Genomic DNA, 18,294 nt, shown 5'->3' on the forward strand with positions numbered 1-18,294 from the left:
ATGGGGCATGGGTTATTAATTATTCGCCTCCGCCCCTTTGTCCCACCCGCCTTGAAAAAAACTGATGACTCAATTGTGAGGTAGGATAACGGTGGCGACAAATTTGCAAATAAATGTAAAGAATATATATAGATTTAAAAAAAGTACGTTTAGTCAATCACTTTATTACACTTAGGTAGCTTCATGTCCATGACCACGATCGCTCCTGAACAGGTTAACCGTATAGTTTGGAATCAGCATCACGATCCCTTTGAAATACTAGGTTCTCATCCCATAGAACAAGATGGCAAAACTGTCTGGGCTGTGCGAGCCTATCTACCAAATGCAAGTGCTGTATGGGTAGTTCTTCCAGAACAACGGAAAGAATACCCAATGGAAACAGTCCATCATCCCCACTTTTTTGAATGCACGATTGAAACCGCAGAACTGGCAAACTATCAGTTACGGATTAAAGAGGGAGAACACGAGCATGTCACCTACGACCCTTATGCTTTCCGTTCTCCAAACTTGACAGACTTTGACTTGCATTTGTTCAGTGAAGGTAACCATCATCGGATTTACGAAAAACTGGGAGCGCACCCCACCGAAATAGATGGTGTCAAGGGAGTTTATTTTGCTGTTTGGGCACCCAACGCCCGTAATGTTTCATTACTGGGAGATTTTAACCTCTGGGATGGGCGCAAACACCAGATGCGTAAAGGCCCTACCGGGGTTTGGGAATTATTTATTCCGGAAATCGGTGTGGGAGAACATTACAAATATGAAATCAAAAATTTTGAAGGACACATTTACGAAAAATCCGATCCCTACGGCTTCCAGCAGGAACCCCGCCCAAAAACGGCATCCATTGTCACTGATTTAAATGCTTACAGTTGGGATGACAAAGAGTGGATGGAAAAACGGCGTCACACTGACCCCCTTAGCCAGCCAGTTTCTGTCTATGAAGTCCATTTAGGCTCTTGGTTACACGCTTCTAGCGCAGAACCGGCTCGACTGCCCAATGGTGAAACCGAACCTGTAGTTATTGTTTCGGAACTCAAACCAGGCGCACGTTTCCTTTCTTACCGAGAACTCGCAGACAGACTCATTCCTTACGTCAAAGAATTAGGATACACCCATTTAGAACTGCTACCCATTGCGGAACATCCTTTTGATGGTTCTTGGGGTTATCAAGTTACTGGCTACTATGCCCCCACCTCTCGTTTTGGTACGCCTGAAGATTTCATGTATTTTGTTGACAAATGTCACAAAAATGATATTGGCGTAATTGTCGATTGGGTTCCCGGTCACTTCCCCAAAGATGGACATGGTTTAGCATTCTTTGACGGTAGTCACCTTTACGAACACGCTGACCCTCGTAAAGGCGAACACAAAGGATGGGGTACTTTGGTTTTCAACTACGGTCGCCATGAAGTCAGTAATTTCCTAGCAGCAAATGCCCTATTCTGGTTCGACAAGTACCACATTGACGGGATTCGTGTCGATGCTGTAGCTTCAATGCTCTACAATGACTATTGCCGCGAACCAGGAGAATGGCTACCCAACAAGTATGGCGGTAGAGAAAACCTCGAAGCAGCAGATTTTCTGCGTCAAGTAAATCACATCATCTTTAGCTATTTCCCTGGAATTCTCTCAATTGCTGAAGAATCCACCTCTTGGCCAATGGTATCTTGGCCTACCTACATCGGTGGACTGGGCTTTAACTTGAAGTGGAATATGGGCTGGATGCACGATATGCTGGACTACTTCAGCATGGACCCTTGGTTCCGCCAATTCCACCAAAACAATATCACCTTTAGTATGTGGTATAACCACAGCGAAAACTTCATGCTGGCATTGTCCCATGATGAAGTGGTGCATGGTAAGAGCAATATCATCGGCAAAATGCCGGGTGATAGATGGCAAAAATTTGCGAATGTGCGTTGTTTGTTTACTTATATGTTCGCTCATCCAGGCAAGAAAACCATGTTTATGAGCATGGAGTTTGGACAATGGAGTGAGTGGAATGTTTGGGCTGATTTGGAATGGCACTTATTGCAGTATGAAGCCCACCAACAGTTGAAAACATTTTTCCAGGATTTGAACCATCTTTACCGCAGTGAACCAAGTTTATACACCCAGGATTTTGCCGAACCGGGGTTTGAGTGGATTGACTGTAGCGATAACCGCCATAGTGTAGCTTCCTTTATTAGACGGGACAAGGATTCTGAAGATTTTGCGATCGTTGTTTGTAATTTTACACCCCAACCCCATTCTCATTACCGCATCGGTGTACCAGAAAAGGGATTTTATACCGAATTGTTCAACAGTGATGCACGTCAGTATGGCGGCAGTAATATGGGCAACTTAGGAGGTAAGTGGACGGATGATTGGTCATTGCACAGTCGTTCTTATTCGCTGGATTTGTGTTTGCCACCTTTGGGCGTGTTAATTCTCAAGTTAGATAAGAAGAAGACGGCTAAGGCATTGGAAGGTTAAATAAAAAGGGTGGGCTGCTTGCCCACCCTAAAATTTTATAATTCAAAATTCTTGCATTAAAGTTTTACTTTTTAAACCTTCTGCATATTTTGACTGATGGGGTCAAAACCTTTAGAAAAACGGGTGCTTTCATCATAGTAAGCGCCAGTTAAATTTGCTCCATATAACTTGGCATATTTGAGTTTAGCTCCCCGAAGATTCGCTTCATTGAGTTTCACGCCGCTCAAATTCGCTCTAGTTAAGTTTGCTCTGGCTAAGTTAGTTCTACTCAAATCTGCTCCCCAGAGTTTGGCTTTAGCTAAATTAGCTCCACTCAAGTCAGATCCCCATAAATTAATTCCAGGTAAGTAGGCTTCAATCAGCTTACCCCTACTCAAGTTAACAGCTGGAAAATATCTCTCTCCTGCGGCATAACGCCTTTTCAATTCCTCAGCATCCATGCATCACATTCACCTTTGTTAGCAGTACAGAAGTTATTTCTTCCCATTCCTGGTTTAGACATCCGAAAAACTCGGGCTGGCCGCTACGTTGATACCAGTAACGGGCATTGTTCAAATCGCCCTCTTTGCGGTGCAGGTAAGCGTGAACCCAACCACTATCAGCATCACTGGCATCTTGAACTATTTCATGAGCTTTGCTCCAGTCACCTTTGTTGTCATACCACATTGCTTGCAGCGCGTTTGGCAGTGTCTGAGGACATGGGCGCTGTGTTTCAATCAATCGCAAGAATTCCTCTGTATTCACGATCGCCACCCAACAAAAATCAAACTTCTATCTTTAAGATACTAGAGATACAGGGGAGTAGGGGAGCGCAGGGGAAGCAGGGGAAGTATGGGTAAATAACTCTTAACTCAGCACTTAGCACTCCTAACGCCCAATAGCCTTTTATATTTGCTTGACTGGAACAATTTCAAACTCGAAATTACTAATTAGACGGTCATCAATATAGACCTCTATTTTATGCTTACCAACTGGATCGCCAGGAGCGATCGTCCAAAAGTTCTCAATCACACCATCTGGAGCCGACTGTGTTCGACGTGTTACGGATGTAGTACCATCTGCTGATATTGAGAAGTCTTCACCGTTATCTGTACCCCAAGTTTCTGGGGGTTTTGGTAAATGTAATACTTCGCGCCATTTTACTTCACCTTGGTAATTGTTGAGCTTAATTCGCCATCCGTAGGCGTTTCCTTCCTGAAGTGGCACTTTTGTTGTCTGGAAAATGGTAACGTTACCTTTAGTGTCAACTCTCTTCAGCCCGAACTCAGCGTTACTGACAGTAATTTTTTTCAGACTTGTTGGTGTCGGAAATGGTGTGAGTTTTTGTGCTACATCAGAATTAGCCGCGATCGGCTGAGAACCTATGACCCCAAATATTAGCCAAGAAAAAGTTAGTACAGCACTAGTAGTCCAAATTCTCATCAGTATGGTTTTCCTATCAGACTTTTGGTACTTATTCAAGTAATCTGACATATTTTCCGGGTCAAGGTTGCTTATAGTTGCATAAAGACGAAATTCTTACCAATAAGCAACGACAAAAGAAAAATGACAACCTCAACCAGTTAGTTTTAATTACGCTAACCTACTTATCTACAATTTAGAGCTTGAATGATATTATAGTAATAATTATTACATAATCTATTTTTGTATTTATACAATTTAAAATGTCTATTTTTAGTTACCCTAATAAAAAATTACTAATAATTTTAGTATGCTTGGGAATGACAGGTACTTCATTTGCTTCTGAAGATTCTAAATGTCAAGTAATGGGTAAGTTGCTTTTAAAAAAAGAAGTACTACAAGAAAATATTTCTAATTCTCTGATAATAAATGTAATTCGTTCGCCTAAAATAATAAATCGCGTTATTCAAGAATTGAAATTAAGTGATATTAACGGTCAATATATTCCATCAGAAGATTTGATTATAAATTTAAAGGTTGAAAAGGTTGAACTTCTTCCAAATACGGATATTTTCAATATTTCATATTCCCATACAAATTTGAATTTAGCCGCAGAAGTTGTTAATAGTGTAATGACCAACTATATTAAAGAATCGGCGCTTCAATTTAAACAAAAAGTTGCAATATCAAAAAAAATAATTGAAAATGATTTAGCTAGAAAAAAAGAAGAAAGAAGAATTACCCAACAAGCAATTCAGAAGTTATGCGAATCTAAATATCCAAATAAATACGAAATATCTCAGTATTCAAATAATTTAGACCAGCTGAATATCGAATATAAAAATTTATGACTAGGTTGCAAGAAATAATAGTTGCAGAACATCAATCGACAGGAAATGCCCGAATTATCGCTTTCGCAAGATCCAATTGTAATAAATAATTGGTTGACTCCAAAAGAGAAAATATTGTGATGCAGTATTAGGGTTATAAAATTATAAGGTACTAAAAATTAAACTCAAGCAAAAATTAAAAGCAGAGACTGCCACTCCACCATAGCGTTTCCTAGTTTGTTGAAGTACACCTTAACACCTTAACAAACTGGGAAACGCTATAGCTGAATTGACAAAAACTAGTTCTGTTTCTACAAATCAATTAATGGATAATGGATTTTTGGTTGGAATTAATAATGTTTGCTGACCCAATACATTTTTCACTAGTGTGATAAGTTCTTCGCCATTTTTCAAGATAGTCTATAGATATTGATTTAGATGTGACATTCACACCATTTCCTCGCCAAGCAACTTCTGGATCTGTTGTAAAAACCCCACACTCTAATTGATCTAGCCTAATATTCCAATATTCACTAAATCGACCTTTTAAAGTAATAACTTGCTCAAATACCTTATTTCTGTGTTTATTTCTTCTTTTTCTTTCTGTCGCTCCTGTTGCTTCTGTATCAATAAACTTAGTTTCAACTAAAAACAGACTACCTTTAAAGGTCAAGTAAACAAAATCGCACTTTCCTAAATCGGTATAATCTGATATTGGAGATTTTTCAAATAACAACAATTCCGCGCAAGAGGGAAATAAATCTTTAATATTCAGAAACAAATAAGCTTGCAATAGCAGTTCCTTATCATAAGGAAACAACAGCACCCCTTCAAAAAATTTTTGAATGTCCTCCTGAGTTTGGGGTTGAATTCTTTTACAGTATGAAACAAATTTATGTAACTCATTAACGGTCATCAAGTTATAACTCCTTCCCCCAGTCGCAGCCTTAAGGGCTATGGCATAAAAAGATACCATGTCCTTAAGAGAAATTTCATCCGCATAAGTAACTAAAAAAACCCTTACTAGCCTAAATACTTAAGGCAATATACTGTTGACAGCTAAGAAAAACTGATTTAACTTGCTTTCAGTACTGGAGGACTTTTTACTTCTAAAATCAGCTACCAATAAGGGATTTTAGATGAGCAGGAAAACTGGCATTTTGCAAAGCTTGAACGGTTATTCTAGAATCTTGTACGCAAAATTGCCAACCCAAACGAACAAGTTTACGCGAATGTTCAGTTTGTATAATTCCAATCACTGGCATTTTTGCCTTTTCTTTATCTGGTGAATGCTCTTGCAAAATTGTTTTCAAGCGATGTAGGTCTTCCATATTACCTGCTTGCTGGGGATTTAACTCCACCATTACCATTTGTACTGTTTCCACTGGTTCTGCATCTTCAAGGATAAATTGGGTTTGTTCGTCACGTCGATCTACTTTTCCCCAGATAATCAATCTGGTATCAACTTGGAGTATGGAACTAATACGTTCATAGGTTTTGGGAAAGACTACAGCCTCTAATTGTGTCGTTAGGTCTTCTATTTGCAAAATTGCCATCTGGTCGCCTTTTTTAGTGACGACTTTTTTCACATTATTCAACATGACAACTGCACAAAGTTTTGTATCTTCCCTTTGTTCTCCAAGTTGAGAAAGGTTAATTGGAGTCAAAAGTGGCACTATTTGCCGTAAAGATTTTAGGGGATGATCTGATACATAAAAGCCTAATAATTCTTTCTCCATTTGTAATTTTTTCTGTGGAGGAAAATCCATCACAGATTGAGATTTGGGAGCAGTTTCAAAGGCATTATTTGCTCTTTTATTTTGAGTTTGAGAAAATCCATCACCTAATAAATCAAAGAGATTACCTTGACCACTAGCTCTATCTTTAGCGCGAGATTGTGCCCAATCGTATACTAATTCTGAGTCATTTATTAACTGTTGTCGGTTGGGTTGAATTTTGTCAAAGGCTCCACAATAAATCAGTGACTCCAGAGTGCGGCGGTTAACAGCACGTAGATCCACGCGATCGCAAAAATCAGCCAGAGATTTAAACTCTCCTGTCTCATTTCTCGCCTCCAAAATACAAGCGATCGCATTTTGTCCCACATTACGCACTGCCGAGAATCCAAATAAAATTTTTCCGGCGGTTGGCGTAAAATCAACACCAGAACGATTAATATCTGGCGGATCTATGGGAATACCCATATTTGCACAGTTAGTAATATATCTCTGTACCTTATCTGTATCGCCACTGTTAGCCGTCAACAGTGCCGCCATGTATTCCAATGGGTAATTAGCTTTCAAATACGCTGTTTGATAAGTTACGTAACCATAGGCAGTTGAATGGGATTTATTGAAACAATTGGAAGCTATTAAACCATTTTTTATAACAAAATTATGGTCACACTCAACCCCAATATCATAGACATTTTCTCTGCCTAAATATTTGCGTGTCAGTATTTTTACCATCCTAACCCCTCTGAAAACAAATTTTGCAAACAAAATTAATTAATTGATAAAATGATGAAAATTGTAAATTGAGTAATACTGATAATACAATTCCTCCAAATTAGAAAACATTGATATACTCTTACACAAAATTAACCATAATATATCAAAAGTTTAGTGAACCAATAAATAGACAGTTAATAGGCAGATAATTGGTGTTTTCAAAAAGTATTAAACACATTGAAATACATATTAATCCGCTTAACCAGGTATCTATGATTCGGTATGGGGCATAGAGCATTAGGAGTGCTGAGTTAGGAGTTAGGAGTTTTGTTTATTTCCTTGTCTCCCTCATTTCCCCAATCCCCATTACCCCTTATCCCCAGAGGGGACCCCACCTTCCCCAATCCCCCATTCCCAATCTCATTCAATATGTACTAGAATCAATGATTTGAGTCACTAAGAGAGCAATCATGGCATCCATCCGCGAGTTGCACGAACAGCTAGTAAAAAAAGAACGTTCTGCCGTTGAAATTACCCAAGAAGCTTTAGAGCGTATTCAAACCTTAGAGCCGAAATTGCACAGCTTTTTATGTGTCACGGCAGAACGGGCATTAGAACAGGCGGGTACTGTGGATGCAAAAATTGCTGCCGGAGAAGAAATTGGACTACTAGCAGGAATTCCTGTAGGTATTAAAGACAACATGTGTACCAAAGGGATTCCTACCACCTGCGCCTCCCGGATTTTGGAAAATTTTGTACCGCCTTATGAATCAACGGCGACACAAAAACTTGCAGATGCTGGGGCGGTAATGGTGGGTAAAACCAACTTAGATGAGTTTGCAATGGGTAGTTCCACTGAAAACTCTGCTTACCAAGTGACGGCTAATCCTTGGGATTTGTCACGAGTTCCAGGTGGTTCTTCAGGGGGTTCTGCTGCTGCGGTAGCAGCCGAAGAATGTGTGGTTGCTCTTGGTTCTGATACTGGGGGTTCGATTCGCCAGCCAGCGTCTTTTTGCGGTGTGGTGGGGATGAAACCAACTTATGGTTTGGTTTCGCGTTATGGTTTGGTAGCTTATGCTTCGTCTTTAGACCAAATTGGGCCATTTGGAAACACGGTAGAAGATGCTGCTATATTATTGAGTGCGATCGCAGGTTACGATCCTAAAGACTCTACTAGCCTTAAAGTTCCTATTCCCAACTACGCCGCTAGTTTAAAACCAGACTTCAAACCCAGAGGTCTTTTAAGAATTGGTATCATCAAAGAAACTTTTGGTGAAGGCTTAGACTCTGTTGTGGAAGAAGCTGTAACCAAAGCAGTAGATCAACTACAAAGTTTGGGAGCAGAAATTCATATAGTTTCCTGTCCCCGCTTTCGTTACGGCTTACCTACTTATTACATTATCGCCCCATCAGAAGCATCAGCAAACCTGGCTCGTTACGATGGCGTTAAATATGGTTACCGCGCTGCTGATGCTGATAATTTGCTATCGATGTATACTCGTACCCGTGCCACTGGTTTTGGTACAGAAGTTAAACGCCGGATTATGATCGGGACTTATGCCCTTTCGGCTGGTTATTATGACGCCTACTACTTGAAAGCGCAAAAAGTCCGCACACTGATTAAGCAAGACTTTGAAAAGGCTTTTGGCGTGGTTGATGTGTTAGTCTGTCCCACATCTCCCACTACAGCATTCAAAGCAGGGGAAAAAACGACTGACCCCTTGAGTATGTATTTAACTGACTTGATGACTATTCCTGTAAATCTTGCTGGTTTACCTAGTTTAAGTTTGCCATGTGGTTTTGACGATCGAGGGTTACCCATAGGATTACAGCTAATTGGTAATGTGCTGCGAGAAGATCAATTGTTTCAGGTAGCTTATGCTTATGAGCAATCAACTAGTTGGCATCTGCGTAAACCGAAAATATCTTGAAAATTGTCATTAGTCATTGGTCATTGGTCATTTCTCTTCTAGCTTCTGCTCCCTCACTGATTACTAACTATTGATTGTTGATTGTTGTCCTCTGGTGCCAGGGATTCAGATGTAAGTCGTGGATTAAGTGTATAAACAAGACCGGCAGATGCACCCACTAATAATAAAATATAGGTCAGAACAAGAGGTATATATGTATTTCGTTTATTCTCAAAATTCTTATGAGAATTTTTGGAGTTTTGGCGCACAACATTGGTTATAAGGCTGTATGATAAAGCATTTCCATCCAACCCTAAAGCATCCCCATAGCGACGAATCAATCCTTGAAGAAAAATAGGCTCAGGTAATTCTTCAAATTGCTCTTGTTCTAAGGCTTCCAAAACACCTGGTCTAATTTTTGTTTGAGCAGCTATTTCTTCTAGGCGGATAGATTTCTCTTGTCTAACTTTTCGTAAGTGTGTGCTTATTTCCTTTAGTTGCTCTACTTGAGCTTCGTTTAAGAACGTCACAGTCTTCTCCTAGTATGGGCTAATTCTACTTTCATGGAGAAGACTTAAATATGCATACGTAAAATTACTGAATATTTGATTTTCGGATTAATTTTTTTCATAATAGCTTAATCCTGCATTCCAAAATGCTAAAGCCGCTCAAGGTAAGTATATTTTTTGTTACAATGCATACTTTTTACATCAAAAAATGGGCATAAAAATTAAGAAGCTGCAATTTATAATACAAGTATTTTCACGACTTTTACTGTGGGTTGGGATAATTGCAGCGATCGCTTATTTTGCTATCTGTGTACTTCTTTTTATCGGACAAACTCGGTTCATTTTCTTTCCCTCTGCTGTTATTGAAAAGACACCAGAGTTTTTTTATCTCCCTTACGAAGATGTTTGGTTAGCTGTAAAAGTTAAACCAGGTAAGGTTGAACACATTCATGGTTGGTGGATCAAAGCCAACCAACCCAATGCTAAGGTGTTGCTATACTTACACGGTAACGGTATCAATATTGGTGCAAATGTAGCTCATGCCAATCGGTTTCATCAACTAGGGTTTTCGGTGTTGCTGATTGATTATCGGGGTTATGGTCGTAGCGAAGGCGGCTTTCCCAATGAAAAGCGAGTTTATGAAGATGCAGCCACAGCTTGGAATTACTTAGTGCAGCAACAAAATATTTCACCAAGCCAAATTTTTATTTATGGTCATTCTTTGGGGGGTGCGATCGCCATCGATTTGGCTGTAAAACACCCACAAGCCGCTGCTTTAATCGTAGAAAGCTCTTTTACCTCTATCCGCGATTTAATCACTTATCGAAAGATGTTTCAGATGTTTCCTGTGGATTTAATCTTGACACAGAAGTTTGAATCTATTAAAAAATTGCCAAATTTAAAAGTGCCAGTTTTATTCATTCATGGCGCTCTTGATTCGACTGTACCCTCTTTCATGAGCCAAAAACTTTATGCTGCGGCTCCCGAACCAAAGCAACTACTCTTAGTTGCAGGAGCAGACCATAATAACACCGCAGTAGTTGCCGGTTCACAATATTTGCAGTGGGTAGAGTCTTTTCTCCAACAAGTGCAGATAACTCATAAACGATAACTTTAACCTGAATATTAGGCGATCGCTAAATAGAGCAATATCCACGACGGGCTACACCTACACAGTAGACCTCTTGCAAAAGTGCTTTTTGCAAGAGGTGGGAAAAGGGAAAAGGATAAAGGGGAAAGGGAAAATACAAAACCTTTCCCCCTTATCCCCTTCTTGGGACCCCACCTTCCCCTTTTCCCGACTTCTGCAAGAAGTCTAGTTTCTCCGTCGTTACCAATTTTTGCAACCAAATGGTTGCACAGCTATCTAGCCATAGGAACTTAACAGGTATTTTGTGAAATGCCATTAATTCACAAATCTTCATAAAAATTCTATCCGATATATCGCGATATATTCTGATATATCGTATATTAGAGATAGTTGATTTGAGATTCACTTATGTTTAGACACTTTCGGTCACGTTTTGGCGCACCTGTATGGGCAGGAGTTAGCGAAGATGATTTCTTGCTTGTCAAGTCTTGGTTTGAGCATGGCAAGCATCATGAGCATCATGGTAGACATCATGAGAAACATTTTGGCAATGAAATGTTTGGTCGTGGTTGGGGAGATGAATATCGGAATCGTCGGGGTGACATCAAGTTCATCCTGCTGGAATTGTTATCCGAGCATCCTAGTCATGGTTACGACCTGATTAAAGAAATGGAAACTCGTTATGGTGGTTTCCGTCGCCTCAGTCCTGGCTCAGTGTATCCAACACTGCAACTATTGGAAGAAGGTGGTTATTTAACGAGCGCGCAGGAAGGTGGCAAGCGGATTTACACAATTACCGATGAGGGTAGACAACTTTTAGCAGAACGTACCCAACAAGAAACTTCAGATTCTCCTTGGGATACCTTCAAAAGTTTTGTGACAGGTAAGCCTCAAGAATTTATTGAGTTACGGAATGCGGCTACAGAATTAGCTGCTGTGGTGGTGCAGGTTGCTCGCAGTGGAAATATGGAGCGGATAAATCGGGTGCGTGAGCTTCTAGAGCAAGTTAAGCGCGAAATTTATGCAATTATGGCTGAGAAATAAGTAGAGGCTCGTAGTAAGGACTAAAGTCCTTATTTTCTCAGCACTTTAGTGCTGACTACAAACCTTCATAAATGAGTAGTTTGACTACGCTTAGCGTTCGCTGTCGTGCATCTTTATGTGATGTTCATCATGAAGCGATCGCACTTGAATCTTCGGCGATCAGTGAGTTGAGGAATGTCCACAACTGCAAATCAGTAAAATCTGGTATTGCCATAAATGCGCCAATATCTTGTAAGAGTTGCGGATTATGGGTGGAGGCTATGCCAATGGTGCGGATATCTGCGCTCACGGCAGAACGAATTCCAGAAGGAGAGTCTTCTAAAGCGATCGCTTGTTCTGCTGTAATTCCTAACTTGCTCAAGGCAGCTTGGTACGGTGCAGGGTCAGGTTTACCTGCAATACAATCATCCGCCAAAACAACTGTATGGAAAGCTTCTTTTATTCCTAAAACTTATAGCATAAATTCTGCATTTAGTCTAGGAGCATTAGTTACTAATGCACGTTTTAAATGATGTGTGTCTGTCCATGCTAATAGTTCAGAAAATCCACTCAGGGGTTTGAGATTCGGGGCGAGTTTGCGGAAAAGCGCCTCTTTTTCGTCTGCAAATTTTTGCCCTTCTGCTGCTGATAATTGTGGCAGAATATCCTTAACAATTTCTGGATTCAGCCCTCCACTAATTCGGGATTTATAAAATGTTTCGTCAATTTCTATACCGTAATTTAACAGCATTTCCTGCCAAGCTTGGTAGTGTATGGGGTCAGTATTGACAATAGTGCCGTCTAGGTCAAAAAGAATTGCAGCCAGCATGATTTTTGGGTAAAATGTAAATAATTGTTAACTTAATTTAAATAGTTTACATTGTTTTTTGTCCTTAGTGATTGTTCCTTAGTCAATACTGGGGACTGAGGAATAAATTAGTTTACTATGGGGAAGATTTTAACTAAATCTTAAGAGTCAGAAATTAATCTGCTAAATCTAAAATCTATGCTGGATATGGCATGTAAGGGTAGACATATACAGGGTCTTCAGTAATCAGTTAAACTGTTACGCTTTTAATTTGTAAATTTACCTGATGACTGATGACTGAAAACCCGTCAACAGTTAACAGTCAACAACCATCAATAGTGTTTATATACTTTAGACGCGCATTAGCTAAACAGGGAAATAACTGATTACTATTTTCAGTAACTGGCGTATAATTAGTAACTTTCAACGTAAGCAAATGCTAGCCACCACAAAATTTTTTCGCGTTGATGATTTACTGGTGCAGATTTATAACTCTGAAGTCGAAATGGCTCAGGATGTTGCCGAAATCGTGCAAAAGTATTTACTGCAAATTCTCAAAGAACAGGATATAGCTGCTGTGTTGTTAGCAACAGGTAACTCCCAATTGAAATTTCTCGATGCATTGATTGCATTGGGTGGTGTAGATTGGTCACGGGTTATTCTGTTCCATCTAGATGAGTATTTGGGAATTAGTGGTGACCATTCAGCCAGTTTTCGGCGCTATATGCGAGAACGTGTAGAGAAACGGGTTTTTCCGAAAGAATTTCACTATCTAGAAGGTGATACACTGCAACCAGTGGCAGAGTGCGATCGCTACACGAAATTATTGCAAGCACAACCAATTGACTTATGCTGTCTTGGTATTGGCGAAAATGGACATTTAGCTTTTAACGATCCAGCAGTAGCAAATTTCCAAGATCCTTACAATGTGAAACTAGTGAAACTGGATGCGGTGAACCGTCAGCAACAAGTAAGCACAGGTCACTTTCCGAATCTAGAAACTGTCCCACAATACGCTTTTACTGTTACCATTCCGATGATTTGTTCAGCCAAAAAAATTATCTGTCTTGCTCCAGAAAAACGTAAAGCGAATGTGGTAAAAGAGATGTTGCAAGGAGCTATAAGTACAGATTGTCCAGCTTCTATACTCCGTCAACAATCCCAAGCGACGTTATTTTTGGATGTTAATTCTGCTAGTTTGCTTTCTTGAACTTCTCTCGGAATTATCAGAAGATGTTTTAAAAGTCTTTGGTGATGTATTAAAAATCAAGCTCACCATCCCCTTTAGTTTTGCTTTCAGCAATACGTTCAGCAATATACAGGTCGAAGGTAAAACCAGGGACGAAAACCCCATCGTGTCGAATGACATCCCAGTACTTACAAGGATCTTCGCCAAATCCACGCAACTTAGCACCTTGAAGGTTGACTCTAATGAAATGAGTACTAGTCAGATCGCATACCCTTGTATTAGCACTTCTCAAATCGCAGTCATAAAACCAAGCCCATTCCAAGTTACAACTCTCGATAAGAGCATCCCTGAAGTTACAGTAAATGAACTGAGCTTTCAAAATACAACTCCTCAACTTGATGCCGCTCAAATTGACATAATTAAATTGAGCGCCATGCAGATTGATCCCTTGCAGTTCAGCCCCACTCAAGTCAGCGTATTCTAAAATGATCCGATGGAAATCTCGCTCCCCAGCAGCATAACGTCTGAGAAATTCTTCTACAGTAACTCTCTCCCTTTCCATACCTCAACTCCCACATCAAGTAACACATATTGCCCAATTCCCCATGCCCAATGCCCAATGCCCAATTCCAGCGATCGCGCGAACAGTGATATATAATCCTAGTAAACACATACTGTTAGCAGTATCGAATACTGCCATCGACAGAAAGTGCATTCCCCTCCTACCAGCAATCCCAAAAAAACCCAAGACCTTTTCTTAGTATGCGGACTTCAAAGTTTAGGGCAACATTGTGTTGAAGTCCTAAAAGAATACGATGTTAAAGTCAGCGCCATTGACGATATACAGCCCGAACATTGGGAAGTCCCAGAAGTACCAAGCTTACTAGAAAAATTAATCGTAGGAGACTGCCGCCAGCCAAGTGTTCTAGAGCAAGCAGGTATAAGGCAGTGTCGTTCAATACTTTTAGTGACTAGAAATGAGCGGATAAATATAGAAGCTGCCTTTGCAGCCCGGCGTCTTAATCCGCAGGTTCGCCTGATTGTACGTTCTGATAAACAAAATTTTAACCAACTCTTGTGGGAAAATCTCGGCAATTTTGTTGCCTTTGAGCCTACTCATCTCTCGGCTCATGCCTTTGCTCTGTCAGCCCTTGGCTCTGAAGCTATTGGATATTTCACCTTGGAAGGGCAACTATTGCAAGTGATCAAGCACGAGGTACAAGCGAAGGATAGCTGGTGTAATGGCAAGCCAGTACATAGACTCAATCTGACAACTCGCCGCATCTTGAGTCACAGACCTGTTTCATCTAACCCACCCAAAGAATTGTTTGGCTGGAATCCAGAGACAGAAGTGCAGGTAGGAGACACCCTAGTTTACATTGATGTTGCATACGATTTGGCTTTATCTGAGCAAAATCGAAAATCTAATAGTCAAAAATGGCAGTGGCAAAAGTTTATCCAGGGCATCACACCGAAAAATCTCAAGGAAAAAATAGCAGAATTTTGGCAATCTTACTACCAAAGCCAAAATCAAATCCGGCGAATTGCAACAATCTATGCGATTACCGTACTCATCCTGTGGTTTGTTGCAATAGTTCTTTACCGCTTATATTATCCTGATATCACCATCCAAGAAGCTTTTTATGCAACAGCAGTCTTGCTTTTAGGAGGATACGGAGATTTATTTGGTGGTGTTGAATTTGCATCACAATCAAAACCCTCAGACGATATGCCTTGGTGGTTGAGGTTATTTAGCTTGGGACTAACGTTGACAGGTCAAGCTTTTGTCGGAGTATTATATGCACTGGTGACTGATGCTCTTGTCACTTCAAGATTCCAGTTTTTCAATTCTCGTCCTCCCATCCCACAACGCAACCATGTAGTGATTATTGGCTTAAATCGCTTGGGACAGAGAGTGGCTACCCTTTTACAAGAACTCAACCAGCCCTTAGTAGGAATTCATACTACCACTCTTGAGCAAAACACTTTACCCGATATGCCCCTTATTGTTGGCAATGCTAGCGAAGCACTAACTAAGGTGAATCTCTCCCATGCTAAAAGCATCGTTTTAGTTGGGGACGATAATATGGAAAATCTGGAAATTGGTTTGATGGCTCATGCAATGAACCCCATCACTACCTTGATTATCCGCTCTCAAGACCGCCAATTTAGTGATAATATAGCCCCTTTGTTTCCCTATGCTCAAGTTCTCTGTGGCGCGGCTTTGTCAGCGGAAGTCTTTGCTTGTGCGGCCTTTGGAGAAAATGTTCTGAGCTTGTTTCACTTAAACGAGCAAATAGTCATGGTGACGGAGTACAAGATTGAAGATGGCGATACTCTCAATGGGTTGCTTTTATCGGAAATAGCCTATGGCTACAGTGTTGTGCCGATTCTCTACCAAAAATATCGGCGAGACAATTACTACTTAATGCCCTGGTATGATGTTAAGCTTAATGCTGGCGATCGCCTGATTGTTTTAGCCACAAGCAGTAGTTTGCAGCGAATTGAATGGGGTGAAATGCTGCCTCGCCTTTGGCAGGTGCAGATTGAAAAAGCTTTGACTACAAATGCTGTTATCTATGGTGCAGAAGAAATAGTCTTAATTACGGGATGTAGTAACGCTATTGCCAAGCAATGGATGAATGATTTGCCTAGAGTTTTACCAATATCACTTTATAAACATCAAGCTCAGCGTCTTGTGCGGGAACTGACGAAAGTACAAGTTTTGGCAAATGTCATCTTCATTGGGCAACCATCAAATAATTAAATTTAGTACGTGTTTTCTTGGTTGACGTAACCAAGGGGAGCAAGGGGAGAAATGGAGGCTGGCGTTGAGTTTTCCCTCCCCTGCTTATCCGAGTAGTATTGACCCCACACAGTGTTCCTTTTTTCAGATGACGTGAAAAGTCAGGGAGGCTGAAACAACAATAATCGTTGACGGTTGGCGGTTATCAGTCAATCGCCCGCCAAACGTCATCAGGGAAATCTACAAATGAAACGCATAAAAGCTTACTATCTGGGCCGAGAACCTGTTACTTCATTAGGATCGCTATAAGCCCGAGCTTTTTCACGATTACGAGCCAGACCTGCTAAACCACCTAGACCAAGCAAACCTAGCCAACCCCAATCTAAACCGCGATCGCGATTTTCCTGGTAAGTTGTGACACCTGTATTCCTGTTAGTACCTGTTGTACTAGTGCCATCTGTAGTTGTGCCTGTACCTGTTGTACCTGTACTATCACTACCTGTAATACCAGTGCCAGTGCCATCTGTAGTTGTGCCTGTACCCGTGCCTGTACCTGTGCCTGTTGTACCTGTACTATCACTACCTGTAATACCAGTGCCAGTACCAGTTGTGCCAGTACCAGTTCCAGTACCTGTTGTACTACCAGTACCAGTTCCAGTACCTGTTGTACTACCAGTACCAGTTCCAGTACCTGTTGTACTACCAGTACCAGTACCAGTTCCTGTACCTGTTGTACCTGTACTACTAGTACCATTTATACCAGTGCCAGTACCAGTTGTACCTGTACTACTAGTACCATTTGTACTAGTGCCTGTACCAGTTGTACCTGTACTACTAGTACCACTACCAGAACTAGTTCCCGAGCTAGAGCCAGTGCCACTACCAGAGCTTCCGCTTTGGGCGGAAACAGACACAGGTAAAGATGCAGACGCAAAACTTATGGCGAAGAGACTAACCAAAACAGCTTTAGATAAATCAGAAGGTTTCATGATTATGGTTCCTTGTATGTTCTATATTCTTGTGGTTTGTTGATTTTCAAAATCGATATTGCCTACTCAATCTGCTACTGAAATTAAGTAGATTTAGCTTCCCTAGACAGATTAATGATTATTGAACCTATATAATGTTTCTAGTGCGGAAAAAATCATTAGCTTAATTCCACCATAAGCTTTGAAGTTTAGACAAGCAAGGATTGTTTATTTGTTTAGGTTACTCTAATTTAGAATACATGCTGCTATTTTTCGGGACTTCTATACATAGGAATAACACTAGTTATGTCAAAAGAATTATTTTCAATTTTAACTAAGTTGAGATTGAAAATAATGAAGAAAAATTAGCTAATTAAGCCTCAAGATAGATACAATATTAACAATGCGCTCGTCGTAATTTAGCAGGGTAAGCGTATCTAATTTTTTTGTATCGAAAAATATATATGATTTTCCAAAAGGCTGTATACAGTAATAGAAGTTAAGTATTAAATTATATTAAGTAGTAGGCTAATAAGCCAAGAATCTAATGCTGATGTTATCTTCTATCGTGACTGGCAAAGACTTGTAGCTTTGTCAGATTGACGAGTTAGAGGCCATAGGCAAAATCTCTCGTACATACTACAAATCCGCAAGTAAGGTTTTTATGTGAACGATAAATAGTTCATTTCAGAAGATCTACGGTAACAATAACCAAAGCGATCGCGGTATTTTAATTTCAATAAATCCCAAATTATCAGGTTAAAAACTCAGAAAGTATGATGAATAAAGGATCTAGAAGCTCTATCCAACCTCCAGGCGCTCTGAAGCCTATGGTTTCTGCCCCATAGCACAGCAACATCTGCGTATTGCTTCACACTCTGGCTTCTATGAA

16 protein-coding genes and 1 pseudogene are annotated in these 18,294 nt (G+C 40.3%); 7 read left to right on the forward strand and 10 right to left on the reverse strand.

Features of this window, described 5'->3' with window-relative positions; all coding sequences use genetic code 11:
• The first annotated feature begins 183 nt into the window (after positions 1-183).
• Positions 184-2,478: a 1,4-alpha-glucan branching enzyme gene (glgB, locus tag ACFG4S_RS20205; protein WP_392530811.1), complete on the forward strand. Its 2,295-nt coding sequence runs from the start codon at positions 184-186 to the stop codon at positions 2,476-2,478.
• A 71-nt stretch (positions 2,479-2,549) separates the two neighbouring features.
• Here the strand turns inward: glgB and ACFG4S_RS20210 are convergent, their stop codons facing one another.
• The 3 genes from ACFG4S_RS20210 to ACFG4S_RS20220 form a co-directional block, all read right to left on the reverse strand.
• The gene (locus tag ACFG4S_RS20210; protein WP_392530812.1) at positions 2,550-2,918 is read right to left on the reverse strand and encodes a pentapeptide repeat-containing protein; all 369 of its coding nucleotides are present in this window, start codon (positions 2,916-2,918) and stop codon (positions 2,550-2,552) included.
• A complete protein-coding gene (locus ACFG4S_RS20215) occupies positions 2,908-3,222 on the reverse strand; it encodes a hypothetical protein (RefSeq protein WP_392530813.1) in 315 nt (104 codons plus the stop codon). Before ACFG4S_RS20215 ends, ACFG4S_RS20210 begins: the two co-directional genes overlap by 11 nt.
• 141 nt (positions 3,223-3,363) lie before the next feature.
• Positions 3,364-3,900, reverse strand: a complete 537-nt coding sequence (locus ACFG4S_RS20220) for a hypothetical protein (protein ID WP_392530814.1) — start codon at positions 3,898-3,900, stop codon at positions 3,364-3,366.
• 242 nt (positions 3,901-4,142) lie between these two features.
• Here ACFG4S_RS20220 and ACFG4S_RS20225 point away from each other — a divergent pair, with 242 nt between their 5' ends.
• Positions 4,143-4,730, forward strand: coding sequence for a hypothetical protein (locus tag ACFG4S_RS20225; RefSeq protein WP_392530815.1), 588 nt, complete (start codon positions 4,143-4,145; stop codon positions 4,728-4,730).
• A 301-nt stretch (positions 4,731-5,031) separates the two neighbouring features.
• Here the strand turns inward: ACFG4S_RS20225 and ACFG4S_RS20230 are convergent, their stop codons facing one another.
• A complete protein-coding gene (locus tag ACFG4S_RS20230) occupies positions 5,032-5,625 on the reverse strand; it encodes a hypothetical protein (protein WP_392530816.1) in 594 nt (197 codons plus the stop codon).
• 199 nt (positions 5,626-5,824) lie between these two features.
• Complete coding sequence (locus ACFG4S_RS20235; RefSeq protein WP_392530817.1) at positions 5,825-7,177, reverse strand: OB-fold nucleic acid binding domain-containing protein; 1,353 nt, start codon at positions 7,175-7,177, stop codon at positions 5,825-5,827.
• 452 nt (positions 7,178-7,629) lie between these two features.
• On the opposite strand from ACFG4S_RS20235, the gene gatA reads away from it, so the two are divergent.
• On the forward strand, positions 7,630-9,090 hold the full coding sequence (gatA, locus tag ACFG4S_RS20240) for an Asp-tRNA(Asn)/Glu-tRNA(Gln) amidotransferase subunit GatA (protein ID WP_392530818.1): 1,461 nt from the start codon (positions 7,630-7,632) through the stop codon (positions 9,088-9,090).
• A 53-nt stretch (positions 9,091-9,143) separates the two neighbouring features.
• Here the strand turns inward: gatA and ACFG4S_RS20245 are convergent, their stop codons facing one another.
• The gene (locus tag ACFG4S_RS20245; RefSeq protein ID WP_392530819.1) at positions 9,144-9,599 is read right to left on the reverse strand and encodes a helix-turn-helix domain-containing protein; all 456 of its coding nucleotides are present in this window, start codon (positions 9,597-9,599) and stop codon (positions 9,144-9,146) included.
• Positions 9,600-9,792: 193 nt separating this feature from the next.
• On the opposite strand from ACFG4S_RS20245, the gene ACFG4S_RS20250 reads away from it, so the two are divergent.
• Positions 9,793-10,689, forward strand: a complete 897-nt coding sequence (locus ACFG4S_RS20250) for an alpha/beta hydrolase (protein WP_392536034.1) — start codon at positions 9,793-9,795, stop codon at positions 10,687-10,689.
• A 387-nt stretch (positions 10,690-11,076) separates the two neighbouring features.
• Positions 11,077-11,712, forward strand: a complete 636-nt coding sequence (locus ACFG4S_RS20255; RefSeq protein ID WP_392530820.1) for a PadR family transcriptional regulator — start codon at positions 11,077-11,079, stop codon at positions 11,710-11,712.
• Between the two features lie 127 nt (positions 11,713-11,839).
• Here the strand turns inward: ACFG4S_RS20255 and ACFG4S_RS20260 are convergent.
• Positions 11,840-12,520: pseudogene (locus ACFG4S_RS20260) on the reverse strand (HAD family hydrolase).
• Positions 12,521-12,935: 415 nt separating this feature from the next.
• Between ACFG4S_RS20260 and ACFG4S_RS20265 the strand changes: the two are divergent.
• Positions 12,936-13,709, forward strand: a complete 774-nt coding sequence (locus ACFG4S_RS20265) for a glucosamine-6-phosphate deaminase (RefSeq protein WP_392530821.1) — start codon at positions 12,936-12,938, stop codon at positions 13,707-13,709.
• Between the two features lie 49 nt (positions 13,710-13,758).
• Here ACFG4S_RS20265 and ACFG4S_RS20270 read toward each other — a convergent pair whose 3' ends face one another.
• Both ACFG4S_RS20270 and ACFG4S_RS20275 read right to left on the reverse strand, forming a co-directional pair.
• Positions 13,759-14,250: a pentapeptide repeat-containing protein gene (locus ACFG4S_RS20270; RefSeq protein WP_392530822.1), complete on the reverse strand. Its 492-nt coding sequence runs from the start codon at positions 14,248-14,250 to the stop codon at positions 13,759-13,761.
• Positions 14,251-14,265: 15 nt separating this feature from the next.
• Complete coding sequence (locus tag ACFG4S_RS20275) at positions 14,266-14,388, reverse strand: hypothetical protein (protein ID WP_392530823.1); 123 nt, start codon at positions 14,386-14,388, stop codon at positions 14,266-14,268.
• A gap of 9 nt (positions 14,389-14,397) precedes the next feature.
• Here ACFG4S_RS20275 and ACFG4S_RS20280 point away from each other — a divergent pair, with 9 nt between their 5' ends.
• A complete protein-coding gene (locus tag ACFG4S_RS20280) occupies positions 14,398-16,455 on the forward strand; it encodes a potassium channel family protein (RefSeq protein ID WP_392530824.1) in 2,058 nt (685 codons plus the stop codon).
• A gap of 245 nt (positions 16,456-16,700) precedes the next feature.
• Here ACFG4S_RS20280 and ACFG4S_RS20285 read toward each other — a convergent pair whose 3' ends face one another.
• Entirely contained in the window at positions 16,701-17,423 is a 723-nt protein-coding gene (locus ACFG4S_RS20285; protein WP_392530825.1) for a WGxxGxxG-CTERM domain-containing protein, read from the reverse strand.
• Positions 17,424-18,294 lie beyond the last annotated feature (871 nt).

It is taken from the genome of Nostoc sp. C117, from assembly GCF_043099735.1.
In the GTDB taxonomy this organism is placed as follows: domain Bacteria; phylum Cyanobacteriota; class Cyanobacteriia; order Cyanobacteriales; family Nostocaceae; genus Nostoc.

Excerpts from the sequence above, each read along its gene's own strand:
- ACFG4S_RS20235 (WP_392530817.1), bottom strand. The coding sequence starts at position 7,177 with ATGGTAAAAATACTGACACGCAAATATTTAGGCAGAGAAAATGTCTAT.
- ACFG4S_RS20285 (WP_392530825.1), bottom strand. The coding sequence starts at position 17,423 with ATGAAACCTTCTGATTTATCTAAAGCTGTTTTGGTTAGTCTCTTCGCC.
- glgB (WP_392530811.1), top strand. The coding sequence starts at position 184 with ATGTCCATGACCACGATCGCTCCTGAACAGGTTAACCGTATAGTTTGG.
- ACFG4S_RS20230 (WP_392530816.1), bottom strand. The coding sequence starts at position 5,625 with ATGACCGTTAATGAGTTACATAAATTTGTTTCATACTGTAAAAGAATT.
- gatA (WP_392530818.1), top strand. The coding sequence starts at position 7,630 with ATGGCATCCATCCGCGAGTTGCACGAACAGCTAGTAAAAAAAGAACGT.
- ACFG4S_RS20270 (WP_392530822.1), bottom strand. The coding sequence starts at position 14,250 with ATGGAAAGGGAGAGAGTTACTGTAGAAGAATTTCTCAGACGTTATGCT.
- ACFG4S_RS20275 (WP_392530823.1), bottom strand. The coding sequence starts at position 14,388 with ATGGCAGTATTCGATACTGCTAACAGTATGTGTTTACTAGGATTATAT.
- ACFG4S_RS20255 (WP_392530820.1), top strand. The coding sequence starts at position 11,077 with ATGTTTAGACACTTTCGGTCACGTTTTGGCGCACCTGTATGGGCAGGA.
- ACFG4S_RS20225 (WP_392530815.1), top strand. The coding sequence starts at position 4,143 with ATGTCTATTTTTAGTTACCCTAATAAAAAATTACTAATAATTTTAGTA.
- ACFG4S_RS20210 (WP_392530812.1), bottom strand. The coding sequence starts at position 2,918 with ATGGATGCTGAGGAATTGAAAAGGCGTTATGCCGCAGGAGAGAGATAT.
- ACFG4S_RS20265 (WP_392530821.1), top strand. The coding sequence starts at position 12,936 with ATGCTAGCCACCACAAAATTTTTTCGCGTTGATGATTTACTGGTGCAG.
- ACFG4S_RS20220 (WP_392530814.1), bottom strand. The coding sequence starts at position 3,900 with ATGAGAATTTGGACTACTAGTGCTGTACTAACTTTTTCTTGGCTAATA.